The sequence below is a fragment of the Cyanobium sp. Lug-B genome (genome assembly GCF_024345635.1).
GTDB lineage: Bacteria > Cyanobacteriota > Cyanobacteriia > PCC-6307 > Cyanobiaceae > Cyanobium > Cyanobium minutissimum.
Genome location: NZ_JAGQBM010000071.1, coordinates 1 through 16,574 on the forward strand (window position 1 = coordinate 1; position 16,574 = coordinate 16,574).

Annotated in this window: 16 protein-coding genes and 1 pseudogene; 8 read left to right on the forward strand and 9 right to left on the reverse strand. The window is 71.6% G+C overall.

The window, feature by feature from the left end; genetic code table 11:
* Positions 1 to 248 precede the first annotated feature (248 nt).
* The 3 genes from KBY81_RS14165 (at position 249) to KBY81_RS14175 (ending at position 2,093) form a co-directional block, all read left to right on the forward strand.
* Positions 249 to 680, forward strand: a complete 432-nt coding sequence (locus tag KBY81_RS14165) for an NUDIX hydrolase (protein ID WP_254972056.1) — start codon at positions 249 to 251, stop codon at positions 678 to 680.
* A gap of 184 nt (positions 681 to 864) precedes the next feature.
* Positions 865 to 1,887 (forward strand): restriction endonuclease, encoded by a 1,023-nt coding sequence (locus KBY81_RS14170; protein ID WP_106219678.1) that lies wholly within the window; start codon positions 865 to 867, stop codon positions 1,885 to 1,887.
* A gap of 20 nt (positions 1,888 to 1,907) precedes the next feature.
* Positions 1,908 to 2,093: a hypothetical protein gene (locus tag KBY81_RS14175; RefSeq protein ID WP_146134527.1), complete on the forward strand. Its 186-nt coding sequence runs from the start codon at positions 1,908 to 1,910 to the stop codon at positions 2,091 to 2,093.
* A gap of 25 nt (positions 2,094 to 2,118) precedes the next feature.
* Here the strand turns inward: KBY81_RS14175 and KBY81_RS14180 are convergent, their stop codons facing one another.
* Positions 2,119 to 2,580 (reverse strand): hypothetical protein, encoded by a 462-nt coding sequence (locus KBY81_RS14180; RefSeq protein ID WP_254976826.1) that lies wholly within the window; start codon positions 2,578 to 2,580, stop codon positions 2,119 to 2,121.
* An 80-nt stretch (positions 2,581 to 2,660) separates the two neighbouring features.
* On the opposite strand from KBY81_RS14180, the gene KBY81_RS14185 reads away from it, so the two are divergent.
* Entirely contained in the window at positions 2,661 to 3,515 is an 855-nt protein-coding gene (locus tag KBY81_RS14185; RefSeq protein ID WP_254976827.1) for an MOSC domain-containing protein, read from the forward strand.
* A gap of 15 nt (positions 3,516 to 3,530) precedes the next feature.
* On the opposite strand, the gene KBY81_RS14190 is transcribed toward KBY81_RS14185, so the two are convergent.
* Positions 3,531 to 4,721, reverse strand: coding sequence for a pyridoxal phosphate-dependent aminotransferase (locus tag KBY81_RS14190; RefSeq protein ID WP_254976828.1), 1,191 nt, complete (start codon positions 4,719 to 4,721; stop codon positions 3,531 to 3,533).
* On the reverse strand, positions 4,718 to 5,794 hold the full coding sequence (locus KBY81_RS14195) for an NAD(P)/FAD-dependent oxidoreductase (protein ID WP_254976829.1): 1,077 nt from the start codon (positions 5,792 to 5,794) through the stop codon (positions 4,718 to 4,720). Before KBY81_RS14195 ends, KBY81_RS14190 begins: the two co-directional genes overlap by 4 nt.
* A gap of 958 nt (positions 5,795 to 6,752) precedes the next feature.
* Here KBY81_RS14195 and KBY81_RS14200 point away from each other — a divergent pair.
* Genes KBY81_RS14200 through KBY81_RS14215 form a run of 4 tightly spaced genes read left to right on the forward strand, consistent with a single transcriptional unit; the run spans position 6,753 to position 10,846 of the window.
* Positions 6,753 to 9,395 (forward strand): GGDEF domain-containing protein, encoded by a 2,643-nt coding sequence (locus tag KBY81_RS14200; protein WP_254976830.1) that lies wholly within the window; start codon positions 6,753 to 6,755, stop codon positions 9,393 to 9,395.
* Positions 9,396 to 9,444: 49 nt separating this feature from the next.
* Positions 9,445 to 9,732 (forward strand): MoaD/ThiS family protein, encoded by a 288-nt coding sequence (locus tag KBY81_RS14205; RefSeq protein ID WP_254976831.1) that lies wholly within the window; start codon positions 9,445 to 9,447, stop codon positions 9,730 to 9,732.
* A gap of 3 nt (positions 9,733 to 9,735) precedes the next feature.
* Positions 9,736 to 10,221 carry a molybdenum cofactor biosynthesis protein MoaE gene (locus KBY81_RS14210; protein WP_254976832.1) on the forward strand — a complete coding sequence of 162 codons (486 nt, stop codon included), beginning with the start codon at positions 9,736 to 9,738 and terminating at the stop codon, positions 10,219 to 10,221.
* A gap of 43 nt (positions 10,222 to 10,264) precedes the next feature.
* Positions 10,265 to 10,846, forward strand: coding sequence for a pyridoxamine 5'-phosphate oxidase family protein (locus KBY81_RS14215; protein WP_254976833.1), 582 nt, complete (start codon positions 10,265 to 10,267; stop codon positions 10,844 to 10,846).
* A 1-nt stretch (position 10,847) separates the two neighbouring features.
* On the opposite strand, the gene KBY81_RS14220 is transcribed toward KBY81_RS14215, so the two are convergent.
* The 6 genes and pseudogenes from KBY81_RS14220 to KBY81_RS14245 all read right to left on the reverse strand — a co-directional run.
* Entirely contained in the window at positions 10,848 to 12,104 is a 1,257-nt protein-coding gene (locus tag KBY81_RS14220; RefSeq protein WP_254972047.1) for a molybdopterin molybdotransferase MoeA, read from the reverse strand.
* Positions 12,097 to 12,612, reverse strand: a complete 516-nt coding sequence (moaC, locus tag KBY81_RS14225) for a cyclic pyranopterin monophosphate synthase MoaC (protein WP_254976834.1) — start codon at positions 12,610 to 12,612, stop codon at positions 12,097 to 12,099. Before moaC ends, KBY81_RS14220 begins: the two co-directional genes overlap by 8 nt.
* A 41-nt stretch (positions 12,613 to 12,653) precedes the next feature.
* Entirely contained in the window at positions 12,654 to 14,531 is a 1,878-nt protein-coding gene (gene modB, locus KBY81_RS14230) for a molybdate ABC transporter permease subunit (protein ID WP_254976835.1), read from the reverse strand.
* Entirely contained in the window at positions 14,531 to 15,349 is an 819-nt protein-coding gene (gene modA, locus KBY81_RS14235) for a molybdate ABC transporter substrate-binding protein (RefSeq protein WP_106219691.1), read from the reverse strand. The genes modB and modA overlap by 1 nt, the downstream gene beginning before the upstream one ends.
* Before the next feature lie 17 nt (positions 15,350 to 15,366).
* Entirely contained in the window at positions 15,367 to 16,176 is an 810-nt protein-coding gene (cobA, locus tag KBY81_RS14240) for a uroporphyrinogen-III C-methyltransferase (RefSeq protein WP_106219692.1), read from the reverse strand.
* 7 nt (positions 16,177 to 16,183) lie between these two features.
* Positions 16,184 to 16,574 (reverse strand): annotated as a pseudogene (locus KBY81_RS14245) (hypothetical protein); the annotation flags it as partial.

Here is a 16,574-nt window from a genome sequence, read left to right on the forward strand (position 1 = left end):
CGCCAGCGCCGCTGCCGCGGCTGCCCCGGCAGGCGGGCGCGCTCCCAGGCCTCCCGCGCCGCCACCCCGCACAGCACCGCCGTGGCGGCCCGCAGCAGGAGGAAGAGGAGATCGGCGGTGTTCACGGGCTGGAGGAATGTCCGGGGAAAAGTAGGCGGGAACGGAGGACACCAGGTGTCCATCACGCCACCCCGCCCCCGCCAGAATCCCCACGACCGGCCGCACCGCCCCATGGACCGCCCCCACCCATGACCTTTGCGGTGGCGCTGGCGATGCTGGAGCGCGAGGGGCGCTGGCTGCTGCAGCTGCGGGACGACATCGAGGGGATCGTCCATCCGGGCTGCTGGGGCCTGTTCGGCGGCCACCTCGACCCCGGCGAGCGGCCGGAGCAGGCGATCCTGCGGGAGCTGCGCGAGGAGATCGGCTGGGGGGCGCCCGCGCTGCCGCTCTGGTTCGAGCACCACGACGACCAGCTCAGTGCCTACTACTTCCGCGGACCCCTCACCGTGCCGCTGACGGCGCTGCAGCTGAACGAAGGCCAGGACATGGCGCTGGCCGGGCTGGAGGAGCTGCGCAGCGGCCGGATCTGGAGCCCGAGGCTGCAGCAGCGGCGCGGCCTGGCCCCGTCCCTGGAGCGGGCCGTGCGCCGCCTCGAGCCAAGGCTCGACCCGAAGAACTAAAGAATGGTGAATGATGGCTTAAGCTTGGAGGTATCAGACCGTTCTCCTGCGTCTCAGGGTTGATGAGGATGCGCTTCCCGGCAAGATTCGCGACAATCTCAGGGATCTTCCATTCGGAAGCTGTAAGCGCCGTCACCCCCTCCATGGCGCCCGCAGGCCTGCCCCCCCGACCCGCGTCCCTTCGATGACCAACGTCTGGTGCGTTCGGGCGGGCGGCGGCATCTACGCGGACAACTTCCTCAGCGGCGGTTTCGTCGGCATCGGCTGGCGGGAGATCACCGAGGACCTCGGTCCGGTCCGGAACCGGGAGCAGCTCTTCTCGGTGGTGCGCCGCTACTTCCCGGACATCCAGAGCGCGATCCTGCTCTCCAACTACGTCAACGAGATCCACCGCTTCCTGTTCGAGATCCGTCCCGGCGACCACGTGATCATTCCGGCAGCGGAAGCCGACCTGCTGCGCTTCGGAGTCGTCGATGAGGGCCGCGCCTACTACGACCCCACCGGCGACGACGGCTGTCCCCTGCGCCATCGGCGTCCCGTCACCTGGTCACCCGAACCGCTCCGGCTCGACCACTTCTCGGCGCCGTTCCGCAATTCCATCCGCACCCTGCTCACCGTCCCGTCCCACACCCGGATGCGTTCCCTGCTGACGGTGTTCCTGGTGGAGCACCAGGCCGAATTCATCCGCGCCATCGGCCGTCAGGAGACAACGACCCCGGCCCGGTCGACGACCAGGAAGGAGGAGTCCCACCGCAGCGTGCTCGAGCAGCTCCTGCAGCTGGATCCCGGCGAATTCGAGCGGCTGGTGGTCCATCTGCTGGATGCCCTCGGCTTCCAGGACTGGGAGCGGACCGAGCACCACGGGGTGCTGCGCGACGTGTTCGATGCCTGCGGCGACATCAGCCTGTCGCTGCCGGCCCGCATCCGCATCCACGCCCGTTTCCACCGCGGCAACCTCGGCGCCCGGATCGGCGCCGATGCGGTGCGGGAACTGCGCCAGTTCATTCCTTTCGGCGGCCATGGGATCTTCATCACCACCGCCGATTTCCAGCCGGCGGCGACCACGGCGGCCGGTGAGGAGGGCTTCGCCAGGATCAGCCTCGTCAACGGCCAGCAGCTGGCCGAGCTGATCGCCCGCCACTGGACCCACCTGCCCCGTGACATCCGTGATCATCTGTCGCTGGAGCAGGTGCTGGTGAAGAATTGAGGCCCCTTCCCCTCGCCTCCATGGCTTCGCGATCACGCCGACGCACGCCCGGCCACGGCAGAGGGACGCCCCCCCGGCAGGACGTCGCCGGGGCCGCCCCGGAGGCCACCGGCCTGCGGCCGCGGCTGCAGATCCTGGCGGGATTCCTGCTGCCGCTCCTGGTGCTGGGGCTGTGGCTCAACGCGCGCGGCTTCTGGAGCCCCTGACGGAGCCCGCCAGCCCAGGGGCCCCTCAGGCGCCTGTTCCAGGGAAGCTGGGTCCGCAGCCCAGCAGCTCCACCTCCGGGTCGTCGCCGAGGATCGCCAGCAGTTCCCCGTGCAGGGCCTCGGCCCAGGGGGCCGTGTCGATGAAGCGGAAGCGGCGCCAGTCCCAGATCCGCTCGGCGACGGCCCCGTCGGTGCAGCAGAACGCCATCCCCACCCCCTCCGTCGCCGCGTCCGCATCGGCGTCCGCTTCCGCCTCTGGCGGCAGGCTGTAGATGCAGACGCCGAAGCGAAACGGGGCATCGGCCAGCTCCACCCACCAGCCCCAGTCCTCGCAGCAGAGGAAGGGAGCCCGTCGGCCCATGGCCTTGAGCCGCTGCTGCAGGTGGAGCGCCAGGGCCTTGCCGACCGTGCCCGGATTCACCATCTCCCCGGCCTCGCCGGGCAGCTCGGGGAACCGGGCGGATCTCAGGTGGATGAACGCCTTCATGGCCCTGGCGAGCGGATCCCGGCGTGCGCTCTGCGGACGGTAGGTGCTGCTACCGGCGTTGTCGCGCCTCCGCCCCCAGAGTGCGCCGGCAACGACAGGCGACAGGCGTGCAGGATCTGGTGGGAACGGTGCAGACGCTCTGGCGCTACCCGGTGAAATCGATGCTCGGGGACTCCCCCAGCCAGCTGGCGGTGGATCCCCGCGGCATCCGGGGCGACCGGGCCTATGCCCTCTGGGACCACGCCAGCGGCCGGGTGGCCAGCGCCAAGAACCCGCGGCTCTGGCAGGGCCTGCTCGGCTACCGGGCCCGCTTCCGGGAGGAGCCCGCGGAGGCGGCGCCCCTGCCACCGGTGCTGATCAGCCCCCGTGAGGACGACGGCAGCGCCGGGCTCTGCAGCGCCGAGGACGACGTGGGCGCCGTCTTCAGTGAGCGCTTCGGCCGCCGGGTGAGCCTGATGGACACCCCGCCGGAGGGCGCCAGCCTCGACCAGTACTGGCCGCCGGTGGAGGGGCGCGCCTTCCAGAACGTGACCAACGCCCTGGAGCTGCCCGAAGGCACCTTCTTCGACGCCTGCCCCATCCACGCCATCACCACCGCCACCCTGGAGCGGCTGCGGCAGCTCGAGCCCGAGCTGGATTTCGCCGTCGAGCGCTTCCGCCCCAACCTGCTGATCGCCACGCCGCCCGAGGCCTCCGGCTTCGTGGAGGAGGCCTGGAGCGGCGCCTGCCTGCAGATCGGCGAGCAGCTGGTGCTGCGGGTCGACGGTGGCTGCCCCCGCTGCGTCGTCACCACCCTGGCCCAGGGCGCCCTGGAGGAGAACCTGGAGATCCTGCGGGCCACCGCCCGCCACAACGGCGTCGTGGCCGGCATCCGCCTCAGCGTGGTCACCCCCGGCCCGATGGCGGTGGGGGACCCGGTGCGGCTGCTGCCCTGAGCAGCTCCCAGCTGGCTAGGGCCCCGAGGTCAGTCCGGCCGCCAGGCGCTCGAGGGCCTCGGCCAGCAGGGCCTCGGAGGTGGCGAAGCTCAGCCGCAGGTGGCCCGCCGCCCCGGGGCCGAACCAGCGGGGACTCCCCGGCACCACCGCGACCCCGTGGTCCCGCCGCAGCCGCTCCACCAGCGCCTCGACGCTCTCCTGGAGCGGCGGCAGGCCGACAAACAGCACGAAGGTGGCCGCGGGGGGCCGCACCCGCAGGCCGGGGATCGCCGCCAGCCGGCTGACGGCCTGGTCGCGGCGGGCCTGGAGGTGGCGCAGGAAGGCCTCCAGCCAGGCCAGGCCGTCGGGGCTGTAGGCCGCCGTGGCCGCCACCTGGCTGAGGGTGGCGACGCCATCGACGGTGGAGGGCAGCTCGCTGGCGGCCAGCAGCCGGGCGGCCGCCTCCGGATCCGCCATCGCCACGTAGCCCACCCGCAGGCCGGCCAGACCGAAGGACTTGGAGAAGCCATGCACCACCGCCCCGAGGCCGGCCAGTTCCGGTTCCAGGGCCAGCCAGCTGGTGAAGGTGGCCGGCGGGTAGACCACATCGCTCCACACCTCGTCGCTCAGCACCCGCAGGCCCCGCTCCAGGCAGAAGCGACCCACGGCCTCCAGTTCGTCGCGGCGGAAGCAGCGGCCCAGGGGGTTGTGGGGATTGCAGAGGCACAGCAGCCGGGTGCGGGGGGTCACCAGGGCCTCCAGGGCCGCCAGATCCAGGGGGGCTTGGGGATCGATGCGCCACAGCACCGGCACCCCGCCGGCGCTCCGTACGGTGTGGGCGAACAGGAAGTCGACCGGATCCCAGACGATCGCCTCGTCGCCGGGCGAGAGCCAGTGGCGCGTCAGCAGGGCCAGACCGGCGGCGGCACTGTTCACCGCCACCACCGCTTCGGGGGGCACGGACGCCCCCCGCTGCCGCAGGTAGCCCGCCACCGCCTGCCGGAAGGAGGGCAGCCCGCCGGCGGGGCCGTAGCTGAACACCCCGGAGCGGGCGTAGTCGGCGATGGCGTCGCGGATGACCGGCGCCGCCGGGAAATCGGGATCGGCGGCGGTGAGCGGGATCACCCCGGGGGGCTGTTCGGCCCAGCGCAGGTTGTGGGCCCGCTGGCGCAGCAGCTCGAGCGGCACCGCGCCGTCACGGAAGCTGTCAGTGAAGCGATCGCTCATGCCATCAGCGGCAGCTGGAGCCGGGTGGGCGACGGCTGGACGAAGTCCCGTGCCATCTGGCGACCAGCCTCCACACAGCCCAGCAGCGCCGGCCGCCGCTGGCGTTCGTAGGCGCAGAACAGCTCAGGAAGCTCGTCGGGGTCGCGGCAGCCGACCAGCAGGTCGCTGAGGAGCACCGCATCCTCCAGGGCCGTGTTGACCCCCTGGCTGGTGAACGGCAGCAGCGGGTGGGCCGCGTCCCCCGCCAGTGCCACGTTGCCCTTGCTCCAGCGGGTGGCCGGGTCCTCGTCCACGGTGTGCCACACATGGGCGCGGGCCGGATCGGTGGCGCCCAGCACGTGGCGCACCATAACGGGGAACCCCCGGAAGTGGTCCTGGAGGAAGGCCCCCACCTCGGAGGGCTGGGGAGCTGTGAAACGCTGGCTGTCGAACTGAACGAACCAGACCAGCCGGTCATCCCCCAGGGGCACCAGGCCGACCGCCAGCCCTCCGGAGGGGTCGAGCACCTTGAGGAAGCGATGGCCCAGTTCGGCGGCCACCAGGGGCTGGCGCACATGGGCCACGATCTCCTTGACCCGGCCGGGATTGGTCATCGCCCCGCATCCCAGGGACAGGCGGCAGCTGGAGCGCACCCCATCGGCCGCGACGAAGGCATCGGCGGGCTGGGAGCGGCCGTTCTGGAAACACACCGCCCGGGCCCGCTCCCGGTCCCAGTCGAAGCGCTCGAACGGGTGGTTGTACTGGACCAGCGCGTCGGGGGCGCCGTGCAGCAGCACATTGAGCAGATCGTGGCGCAGCATCGCCACCGCCCCCTCGAGCGGGTGCTCCACCAGCACCTGCCCGGAAGCGCAGAGAATCCTCACCGATGTGATCGGATGGCCCAGGGTGCCGTCCGGGTCGCAGCCGAGTCGCCGCAGGGCGGCGAGCCCATTGGCCAGCAGGAGAAACCCATGGCCATGGAGATGGGAGGCCATGGCCCGTTCGTAGACACGCACGGGTCGTCCCTGCTGCCACAGCCCCCTGGCCAGGGCCAGCCCGCAGGCGCCTCCTCCGACGACAGCTGTATGGATCACCGCTGAAGATCCAACGCTGAGGAGAAAACAGGCCCGCAGATCAGGAACGGATGGTCTGACACAACCACCGACAGAACGGCTGGCGTCACCGCCCGCAAAACCACTGAACTCGTGATCCGTGCGGCGCCCACGGCCTGAAAGGATGCATGCCCGTGAATGTTAGGGGCGTGGGCAAACCGATCGACGTCGCCGTCGTCACCTTCGAGGGCTCAGAAAGGAAGCCTGAGTTTTTCCCTGAGCAAGGGTGAAGGCGCCGAGGGAATCGGGCGCTGGGCCACATCATCAAACCGCTGCGCCGGGCAGGGAAGCGGCGTCGGCCCGGGGCTCCACACGGCAGCTGTGGCTAAGGTGAGGCCGGTGAGGGAGGAACATGCGCCGACGCACCACATTGATGATCATCAGTGGAGCGCTTCTTTCGGGCACCTCTCTCCTGATCTTCACCCATCTGCTGGATCAGCGCAGTTTCAACGACTTACGCCGCCAGAATGATCGGATTGCCGGGCGGCTGTGCACCACCCTGCAGGACGTCGAGCGTTTTTTCGCCACGCCATCGGCGCCGGGGTCCGCCGGCGCGGAGGCCAAAGGGCCGGCCATGCCCCCCCCCGGTCTGCAGTCCGTCAGCGCGGCGGAGCTGGTGCCCCCCCCCGTTGCGGCGGTGATGGCGACCGGATCCTCCTCCCTGAAGGGCAGACTGCTGATCTGCCCCCGCCGCTTTTCCCGGCTGGATCTGGTGATGGCGGGCGAACCGGGGCAGGGAAATGGCCTGCTGCTCAGCACGGCCCCCGGTCGCCGCCGGGCCCCCGAATGGATCAGGGTCAGCGGCAGCAGCCTGATCCAGCGCGATCAGGATGGCGACAGGCAGATCCGGCTGGCCCCATGGACCGCCCTGGAGGCGAAGGGGATGGCGAAGGGGGCGCCGGCCGGTGCGCTCTACCGGGTCGGCTTCGGAGATCTGGCGGTGGGGCTGACCCTGGCACCGGCCCTGCCGACACAGGCGGATCGCGTCCGCAGCCTCGCCCTGGCCCTGGGGCTGCTGGGCATCGGGCTGAGCGTGGTGATCGCCTGGCGTTCCAGCCATAACCGCCGGAAGGATCAACCGGCGACCGGAAGCTTCCGCAGGGAAGGCCACACGTCCTTCCTGACCCACTATGCCCTGGTGAAGGATCTGGAGCCTTCGGCCCTCAGGAAGCACGCCGAGCGCGGCGAGGATGGCTTCCTCGTGACCATCGACTTTCGCTATCTCGAACGGCAACGCGGCTATCTCAGTGAGGTGGAGATCAACAAGATCCTCACGAAGGCCTGTCGTGCCATCGACAAGGGATGGGCCGTACACCCCGGCTTCAATTTCTACCATGTGTCGAAGAACAAGATTGCCCTGATCGTCCGGTCCTCCGGCAACATCCCCATCGATGACAATGGCGCCTGCGAGGCGCTCCTGGCCCGTCTGCTCGGCATTGTCTCCGGGTCCATTCAGATTTCCAGCGATTCGGTGCTGGCCTGGGATGATGTGATCATCACCGGGCAACGGTTCCCGCTGGTTGAGCCGCCCGACTCCCTGCTGACGATGCAGGCTTTCGGGGAGATTCTGGCCGCCGAAGACAGACGTTCGTACCGCCTGGTGAAGAGCGGTGATGATCTGCTGGTCAAGGATAAAGGAGAAATCAGAAGTCAACTCACGTCCCTGAAGGCGAGTGATCTTGAGCTGCGCTTCCAACCGATTCTGCAGCTCAGCAATCCAGGCCACTTCGGCCTCGAGCTGCTGATCCGCTTCCTGCCCCCGGCCCTGAGCAAGCTCGGCACGGGACATGTGATTCAGCTGGCCCATGACATCGGCATCACCCACAAGATCGACGCGCTGGTTGTCAGCCGGCTCGCTGACGTGCAACAGCAGCTCAAGGCATCGGAGTTTCTTCGCCATCGCATTGAGTATATCTCCGTCAATGTCAGTTCCGATTCCGTATCCACCGATCAGCGTCTCAATCAGCTGATCAGCCTGTTCAAGCAGCACAGCATCGACAGCTCCATCTTCTGCATCGAAATCACCGAGATGGCCGCAACGGACATCCTGGCGGGCTCGGAAGGCGTGACGACGGCATCGGAGCGACTGATGCGGGAGCTGAACTTCAGAATCTTCATCGATGATTTCGGATCCGGACTGTCGAACTATCGGCGCATCAGTGAAGCCTGGTACGACGCCATCAAGCTCGACATCGATCTGATCAAGGGGATCGACCGATCCTTCCGGCTGCAGCGTTATGTCGGCTCCTTCATCGAAACAGTCCATGCGCTGGGCAAAACGGTCGTCTGCGAAGGCGTCGAAACCCACAACGAACTGACCGCCGTCATCCGATTGGGCGCCGATGCCCTGCAGGGGTTCCTCGTCTCGCCTCCCCTTTCCCTGGAGGACGTGGAGTCGTTCATTCAATCCTCCAACTGGGCAGACCGCGATTCCCTGCAGCAGACGCTGGAGCAGATCCGTGCCACGTCGCGGCTGCGTGACTCCGGGCATGGCGAAGGCTACCAGACCTCCGACAGGAAGATTCCGCTGGAGCGCTACATCATCGACAACTGGTCGAGACTGCGCAGCTTCGAGGAGTTCGTGCTTCTGTTTGTCAATGAGCTGAAATCCTGGGGCCTGGAGATCTACCGCTTTTCCCTGGCCTTTCTGCCCGATCAGGATGACATCGACTGCAGCCAGTATGTCTGGGTCAGCTCCAGACCGGGCCTTGTCAGCACCCTGCGCATGGAGCGGGACTTCCTGGAGCAGGATGAGCACCTGCGCAGCCCCCTGCATTTCATTGCCACAAGAAGCAAGCTGTTTCGGCAGCAGCTGTTCACCACCAAGGACAACGGCTTCCCCTTTCTGGACTCCCTCAAGGATGTGGGCTGCAGCGATTACCTCGGCATCCGGCTGGACTCACGTGGTGTTTCCATACCGGTTCTCACGATTGCCCTGCATGAAGGCAGTGTCTTCAGCGACCAGGAGGTGCAGCGCATCGAAGCGATGAGCAGCCTGCTGAGCCTGCTGTTCTATGCCTTCGAGAGTGAACGCTCGAAGCGGCTGGCGATGCTGGATCCCCTCACCCAGCTCGCCAATCGCCGAAGCTTCGATTCGTTCCTCAAGGGGAATGTCTCCGCCTCCAGAGCCGCCCAGGTCAACCTGTCCCTGGCGTTGATCGACATCGATCAGTTCAAGGTGGTCAATGATGTTCTCGGCCACGCCTACGGCGACCGATGCCTCAAGGAGATTGCCGATGCCCTCCGGACCGGCCTGAGTCGCAAAAGCGACTTCGTGGCCCGGCTGGGGGGCGAGGAATTCGCCATCATCCTGCCCAAGACCGATGCCGCGGCCTCCCTGCGCCTGTGCGAGAAGCTGCGCGAGTCCATCCAGGACAAGGGCATCTACCATCCCGGCGTTGCCACGGGCAACGTCCTCACCGTCAGCATCGGCATCGCGTCCTGGGATCCGCTGTCGATGGCCGAGTGCGACGCCGACCGGATGCTGCAGCTGGCCGACGACTGCCTCTACGAAGCCAAGCGCCATGGTCGCAACCGGGTGGTCTGCCGGTCCCTGCACAGCCAGGTCGGTCTTTCCGCCTGAGGCCCACCGGAGCCGCCACCATGGCCATGGCCCAGCCCAGGCAGACCCCATGACCCAGCCGAGCGTCCCCAGCGTGCGCGTGCGCCTGTTCGCCGGCCTGCGCGAGCGGGCCGGCTGGGGCGAACGGCTCATCCCCCTCGCCCCCCGCCCCGACGCCCGGTGCACCACCGCGGCGGACCTCTGGCGGCAGCTGGCCCTGGGCACCGGCCCCGGAGCGGACAGCACCGAGCTGCCGGCCACGGTGCGGGTGGCCATCAACCAGGCGTTCTCCGCCCCGGGCAGCCCCCTCGCCCCGGGCGACGAGGTGGCCTTCCTGCCCCCGATCACCGGAGGCTGAACCATGGCCACCACCAGCCCCTTGCGCCCGGCCCCCCCGATCGTGGTGCAGCTCCTGGAGACCCCCTTCCAGCCGCTGGAGCGCCTGGCCGCCTGGCAGCGGAGCCTGGCGGCCGATGGGCCCGGCGCCACGGACGCAGCCGCCGAAAGCCACTTCATCGGCCGCGTGCGCCCCACCACCGCCACCGGCGATCCCCTCGAGGCCCTGGAACTCGAGCACTACCCGGGCATGACCGAGGCCCAGCTGGTCCTCCTCGCCGAGGCCTGCGCGGCGCGCCACGGGGCGGACGCGGTGCTGGTGGCGCACCGGGTGGGGCGGGTGCGGCCGGGGGAGGCCATCGTGCTGGTGGCTGTCCGGGCCGACCGCCGCGGTCCCGCCCTGCGCTGCGTCCAGGAGCTGCTGGAGGATCTCAAGCACCACGCCCCCTTCTGGAAACGGGAGTGGAGCGGCGGCCGCGGCACCTGGGTGGCCGGCAACACACCGCTGTGACGTCCCCACCTCCCCACGCCCCCTTCCCTTCGCACCCCGTTCCATGGGCCAGTCCAGCGACGCCCTCACCGCCGACCAGATCACCTTCATCGGCGCCCAGAAGCTCTTCTTCGTCGGCACCGCCACCGCCGACAGCACGGTGAACGTGTCCCCCAAGGGGCGCGATGCCCTGCGGGTGCTCGACGAGCGCCGCGTCATCTGGCTCAACCTCACCGGCAGCGGCAACGAGACCGCCGCCCACGTTCAGGCGTGCCCGCGCATGACCCTGATGTTCTGCGCCTTCGAGGGCCCGCCCCAGATCCTGCGGCTCTATGGCACCGCCCGCACCACCCAGCGGGGTGAGGCCGACTGGGAGGCCCTGTTCGGCCACTTCGAGCCCCTGGCCGGTGCCCGCCAGATCTTCGACCTGGCCATCGAACGGGTCCAGACCTCCTGCGGCATGGCGGTGCCCCGCTACAGCTACGGGGGCGACCGCACCGAGCTCGACAGCTGGGCGCGCCGCAAGGGCAACGACGGCCTGGAGCGCTACTGGAAGCGCAAGAACCGCCGCAGCATCGACGGCCTCCCCGCCCCGATCCCGGCACCGATCGCCGCCCCCGGAGCGCCGGACGCCGTCGGCGACTGACTCAGAGCAGCGGCAGCCGCAGCAGCTGGGCCCACAGCTCCGTGCCGGCCGCCAGGGATCCGGCCTCGGCGGGGATCTCCAGCAGCAGGTCGGCCCCCTGCAGCGAGCCGATGCGGGAGGAGGCCTGGCTGCCCTCCACCTGCGCCAGCAGGGCGCCGTCCCCATCCACCACCAAGCGGGCCCGGGCCAGCTCGGGCCGGCCGGCGCCCCGCTTCAGGGGCGAGGCCAGGCGCACCTTCAGCCGGGGCAGCGGCACCACCTCGCCCCCCTCCAGCTGCTGCAGGGCCGGCCACAGCAGCTGCAGGGCCGTGACCGCCGCGGCCACCGGGTTGCCGGGCAGGCCGAAGAAGGGCCGCGGCCCCAGCCGGCCGAAGGCGAAGGGCCGGCCGGGCTTGAGGAACAGCTTCCAGAAACCCACCTCCCCCAGCTCGGCCAGCAGGGGCCGGATCCAGTCGCTGTCGCCGGCCGAGACGCCGCCGGTGCTCACCACCACGTCGCAGCCGGCGGCCAGCTCCAGCAGCGCCTGGCGCAGGGCGGCGGGATCGTCGGCCACCACCCGCTGCTCGCTGACGGGGTAGCCCAGCCGCTCCAGCAGGGCCCGCAGCAGGGTGCCGTTGCTCTCCCAGATCTGGCCCGGCCCCCGGGCCGCACCGGCCGCCACCAGTTCATCGCCGCTGATCAGCAGCCCCACCCGCGGCTGGACGCTCACCGCCAGCGCCGCCACGCCGCAGCTGGCCAGGCGCCCCAGGGCGGCGGCCCCGAGGCGGACCCCGGCCGGCAGCAGCTCGTCGCCGGCGGCGGCCTCCTCCTCGGGGGCGCGGATCCAGGGGTTGGGGCCCGCCTCTCCGGTCATCCGCAGGCACTCGGCCCCACCGCCGGCGCCGGGGCTCTCGGGGCTCACCAGCTCCTGGGGCAGCACCCGCTGGGCCCCCTCCGGCAGGGGGGCGCCGGTGAGGATCCGGATCGCCTCCCCCTCAGCCAGCACCCCCCCGTAGGGATCTCCGGGGGCGGAACGGCCCACCAGGCGCCAGCGGCGGCCAGGGCTGGGAGCCTCGGCGTCGGCGATGGCGTAGCCATCCATGATCGAAGCCCGGAAACCCGGCACGGCCTCGGGGGCCCGCACCGGTTCGGCACTCACCCGGCCCAGGCAGCGCGCCAGCGGCAGCCGCTCACGTCCCGCCAGCGGCGTGATCGCCGCCAGCACGCGTCGCCGGGCCTCCTCCACGGGCAGGCCCTCGCGGGGGAACGGCTCAGCCATCGCTCGCCTCCGCCAGGCCCCGCACGGCGGGGTGCTCCCAGGGGCCCCGGCGCCCCCCCCCCTTGCGCAGCAGCCGCACCGGGCCGATGGTCATGGCCGGATCGGCCGACTTGACCATGTCGTAGAGGGTGAGCAGGCCCACCTGCACCGCCGTCAGCGCCTCCATCTCCACGCCCGTGGCGCCTGTGGTGCGGGCGCTGGCCTCCAGCCGCAGCCCGCGGCCGTCGGCCATCGGCTCGATCCGCACCTCCAGCCCGGTGAGGGCGATGGGATGGCACAGGGGGATCAGCTCCCAGGTGCGCTTGGCGCCCTGGATCGCCGCCACCCGGGCCACCGCCAGCACATCCCCCTTGGCCGCCCGGCCCTCCAGCACCAGGGCCAGCACCTCGGGCGCCATGGTGATGCAGCCCTCGGCCACGGCGCGGCGGTCGCTGGCGGGGCGGTCGCCCACCTCCACCATGTGCACCTGGCCGGCGGCGTTGAGGTGGGAAAGGCCGGGCTGGCTCATGCCGGGTCGGAGGCGTCGGGATGGTGCACACAGCATGGCGCTCATCGCAGCGGCAGCAGCCCGCCCGCGGGCAGGCAGAGCACCAGGGGGCCAGCAGCGGCGGCCGGTCCCAGGGCCTCCCAGGCCCGACGGGACAGCTCCACCAGGATCGGTTCGATCGGCCCGCCCCCCGGGAGATCCGCCCCCGCGGGGCTGGCCAGCGGCACCACCGAGACGGTGACGTGCCGCGGCCCCTCGCTCACCCCCACCACCCGGCAGGGCCAGTGGTGGGCGGCCCCGGGCACGGGGGCGGCGGCGAGCTCCAGCTGGTGGGCCCGCAGCCCCACGTGGCTGACGGCCGTCTCCAGGGGCTCCGGCAGTTCCAGGTCCAGGCCCCAGGTCGGGGCCCGCAGCCGGGTGGGCCCGAGACGCCGCACCGCCGCGATGTTCCGGCAGCCCGTGAGCCGCGCCACCGTCACGGCCCCGGGCCGCTCGAACACCTCCGCGCGGGGGCCGTGGCGCAGCAGCACCCCCCGGTCGATCACCAGCAGCTCCTCACCGAGGCGGTAGGCCTCCTCCATGTCGTGGGTCACCAGCAGGGTGGGCACCCCGGAGCGGGCCGTCAGGTCCTCCATCAGCTGTTGCAGGTGCCGGCGACGGTGGGTGTCCTGGGAGGAGAGGGGCTCATCCAGCAGCAGCAGGTCCGGATCGGTCACCAGGGCCCGGGCCAGGGCCGTGCGTTGCTGCTGGCCGCCCGAGAGCTGGGCGGGGAACAGCCGCGCCTGCTCCTGCAGCCCCACCGCCGCCAGCTGGGCGGCCACCCGGGCGTGGCGTTCGGCCAGCGGCAGGTGGGCCAGGCCGAAGCCCACGTTGGCGGCCACGGTCAGGTGGGGGAAAAGGGAATCGTTCTGGAGCATCACGGCGATGCGGCGCCGCTCCGGCGGCAGATCGAGCCCCCGCTCCGCATCGAACAGCACCCGGCCGTTGAGTTCGATCCGGCCGGTCCGGGGGCGCTCCAGCCCGGCCAGCAGGCGCAGCAGCAGGCTCTTGCCCGCGCCGGACGGCCCCAGGATCGCCAGCCGACGGCAGGAGGTGTCGAGGGCCAGCTCGAAGCGGAAGTCAGCGTGGCGCTGCTGCAGCGCGAAGGAGAGAGCGAAGGGGCGGCCGGGCGCCAGCGGGGACACCGGAGGCCTCGGGGACGACGGAGGGCTGAGCAGAGGCGGCTGGGGCAGGGCCGTGGGGGACGCCGCGGCCACGGTGCCGGGCCGGCGGGAGCGGCGGGAGCGGCTCAGGAACAGCTGGACCAGCCCCAGGCAGAGCCCGTTGAGCAGCAGCACCTGGCCGGTCCACGCCCAGGCCCGGGCCAGGTCGCCGGCATCGACGGCCGCGTAGATCGCCAGGGGCAGGGTCTGGGTGCGGCCCGGGATGTTGCCCGCCAGCATCAGGGTGGTGCCGAACTCCCCCAGGGCCCGGGCGTAGCTCAGGCTCAGGCCTGCCCCCAACCCCGGCAGCACCAGGGGCAGGGTGATCCGCCGCCACACCCGCCAGGGCCCCGCTCCGAGGCTGCGAGCCACCCCCTCCAGGCCGGGATCCAGCTGCTCCAGCGACGCCAGCAGGGTGCGATACATCAGGGGGAAGGCCACCACCGCCGCGCTCAGCACCGTGGCGGGCCAGCTGAACACCAGCTCCAGGCCCAGCCGCGCCAGGGGCTCCCCAAGGGGGCCGTAGCGGCCCAGCAGCTGCAGCAGCACGAACCCCAGCACCGTGGGCGGCAGCACCAGGGGCGAGAGCAGCAGCAGGTCGGCCGACGCGCGCCGCACACCCCGCCAGCGCCGCACCCGGTCGGCGGCGAGGAATCCGGCCGGAGCCACCAGCAGCACCGCCAGGGTGGCGCTGCGCAGCGACAGCACCAGGGGCGACAGGCCGGGGTCGGCCTCCATCAGGGGGCCCGACCGGGCAGGACCTCGAAGCCCTCGCGACGGAACAGGGCCCCGGCGGCGGGGCTACCCAGGGATCGCAGGTAGGCGCGGGCCAGCTGGGGCTGGCGGCTGCTGCGCAGCACCGCGCCGCTATAGCGGATCGGGGCATGGCTGGCGAGCGGGGCGGTGGCCACCACCCGCAGCCCCCCCAGCTGCACCGCATCACTGCGGTAGACGAAGCCGGCGTCCACGTTGCCCTCTGCCACCGCCCGGGCCACGGCCCGCACCGATCCCAGGGGCACCAGCTTCCGGGCCACGGCCGCCGTGAGTCCGTAGTGGGCCAGCACCTGGCGGGCGTAGTCGCCGGCCGGCACGGTGCCGTCACCGATGGCAATGCGCCGCACCCTGGGGCCCGCCAGTCCCGCGATGTCCAGAGGGCGCCGTGGCGATCGGGCCGGCACGACCAGCACCAGCCGGTTGCCGAGCACATCCCGCCGGCTGCCGGCCAGCAGCAGGCCCGCCCGCTCCAGGCTGTCCATCGGCCGGACGCCGGCGGAGAGGAACACGTCCGCCGGCGCCCCCTGCTGGATCTGCTGTTGCAACAGCCCGGAGGCGCCGAAGTTGAACTGGGGCGGCGCCGCCCCCTGGCCCCTGGCGAAGGGAACGGCCAGGGCCTGCAGCGGCCCCGAAAGGCTGGCCGCCGCACTCACCAGGAGCGGCGGTGCCGCGGCCCTGGCCTCGTCCTGGCGGCCGCCCGCCGCGGCCACCAGGGCACCGACGAGCAGGGGTCCGGCCAGCAGGGCCGCGACCGCTGCACGCCGGGGCAGGGGGGTGGCCATCAGCGGCACAGTCAGCGTCAGAAGGGTATCGGCATCGCCACATCGGCGGGCGACGGGGCGCAGGACGGCACCCGCTCCTGGACCACCGCGCCGACGACGACGATCGAGGGGGAGGCGAAGGCCTCGGCCTCCACCCGGTCGGCCAGCACCTCCAGGGTGGCCACCAGCTGGCGCTGGCCCCGCACGGTGCCCTGCTGGATCACGGCGGCGGGGGTGGTGGGGGCCAGTCCGCCCGCCACCAGCTCCGCGACGATGTGGCGCAGGTTGTGCAGGCCCATGTAGATCACCAGCCCGTCGCTGCTGCGGGCCAGGCCGCGCCAGTCGACGCCGGGGCGGCGCTTGTCGATCTCCTCATGGCCGGTCACGAAGGTGACGCTCGATCCGGCCCGGCGGTGGGTGACGGGAATGCCGGCATAGGCGGGGGCGGCGATGCCGGCCGTGACCCCCGGCACCACCTGCACCGGGATTCCGTGGGCCGCCAGGTGGGCCGCCTCCTCCCCACCGCGGCCGAACAGGAACGGATCGCCGCCCTTGAGGCGCACGATCAGCCGCCGGCGCCCGGCCAGCTCCCGCAGCACGGCGTTGGTGCTGGGCTGGGGCACCGAATGGTGGCCGCGGCGCTTGCCCACGAAGTGCCGCTCACAGCCCTGGGGCACCAGATCCAGCAGGGCGGTGGGCACCAGGGAGTCGTAGACGAGGGCATCGCACTGCTGCAGCAGCCGGTGGGCCCGCAGGGTGAGCAGGTCCGGATCCCCCGGGCCCGCCCCCACCAGGTACACGGTCCCGGGGCCGTCCTCGATGGGGGGGGCCGGGGTCTCGTCGGTCATGGCTCCGTCATGGCAGTGCCATCAGGGCCTCCAGCACCACGGCCCGGAACCGGGGCCGCTGCAGCAGCGGCAGGCCCAGCGATGGTGGCAGGGCGTCGGTGAGCCGGTTGGCCGCCAGGGCCAGGGGCAGGGCGGGACGAGGCAGGGACAGCGGAGCGTCCTCGGAATTGGGGGCACTGTATGGAGTGGCGTGGCAGCGGGCACCGGTGGCCGCCTCCAGGTGGGCCAGGAAAGCCACCCCCAGCGGACCCTCCAGCGGGTGATGCAGCAGCCAGGGTGCTGGCTGGGCAGGGGCTCCGGCCGGCTGAACCGGCGCCGGCAGCGCCGCCAGCTCGGCGGCCAGGGCCCGCTGCCAGGCGGGCCAGGCACCCAGGAACGGCAGGCGCCGCACCGGCCCG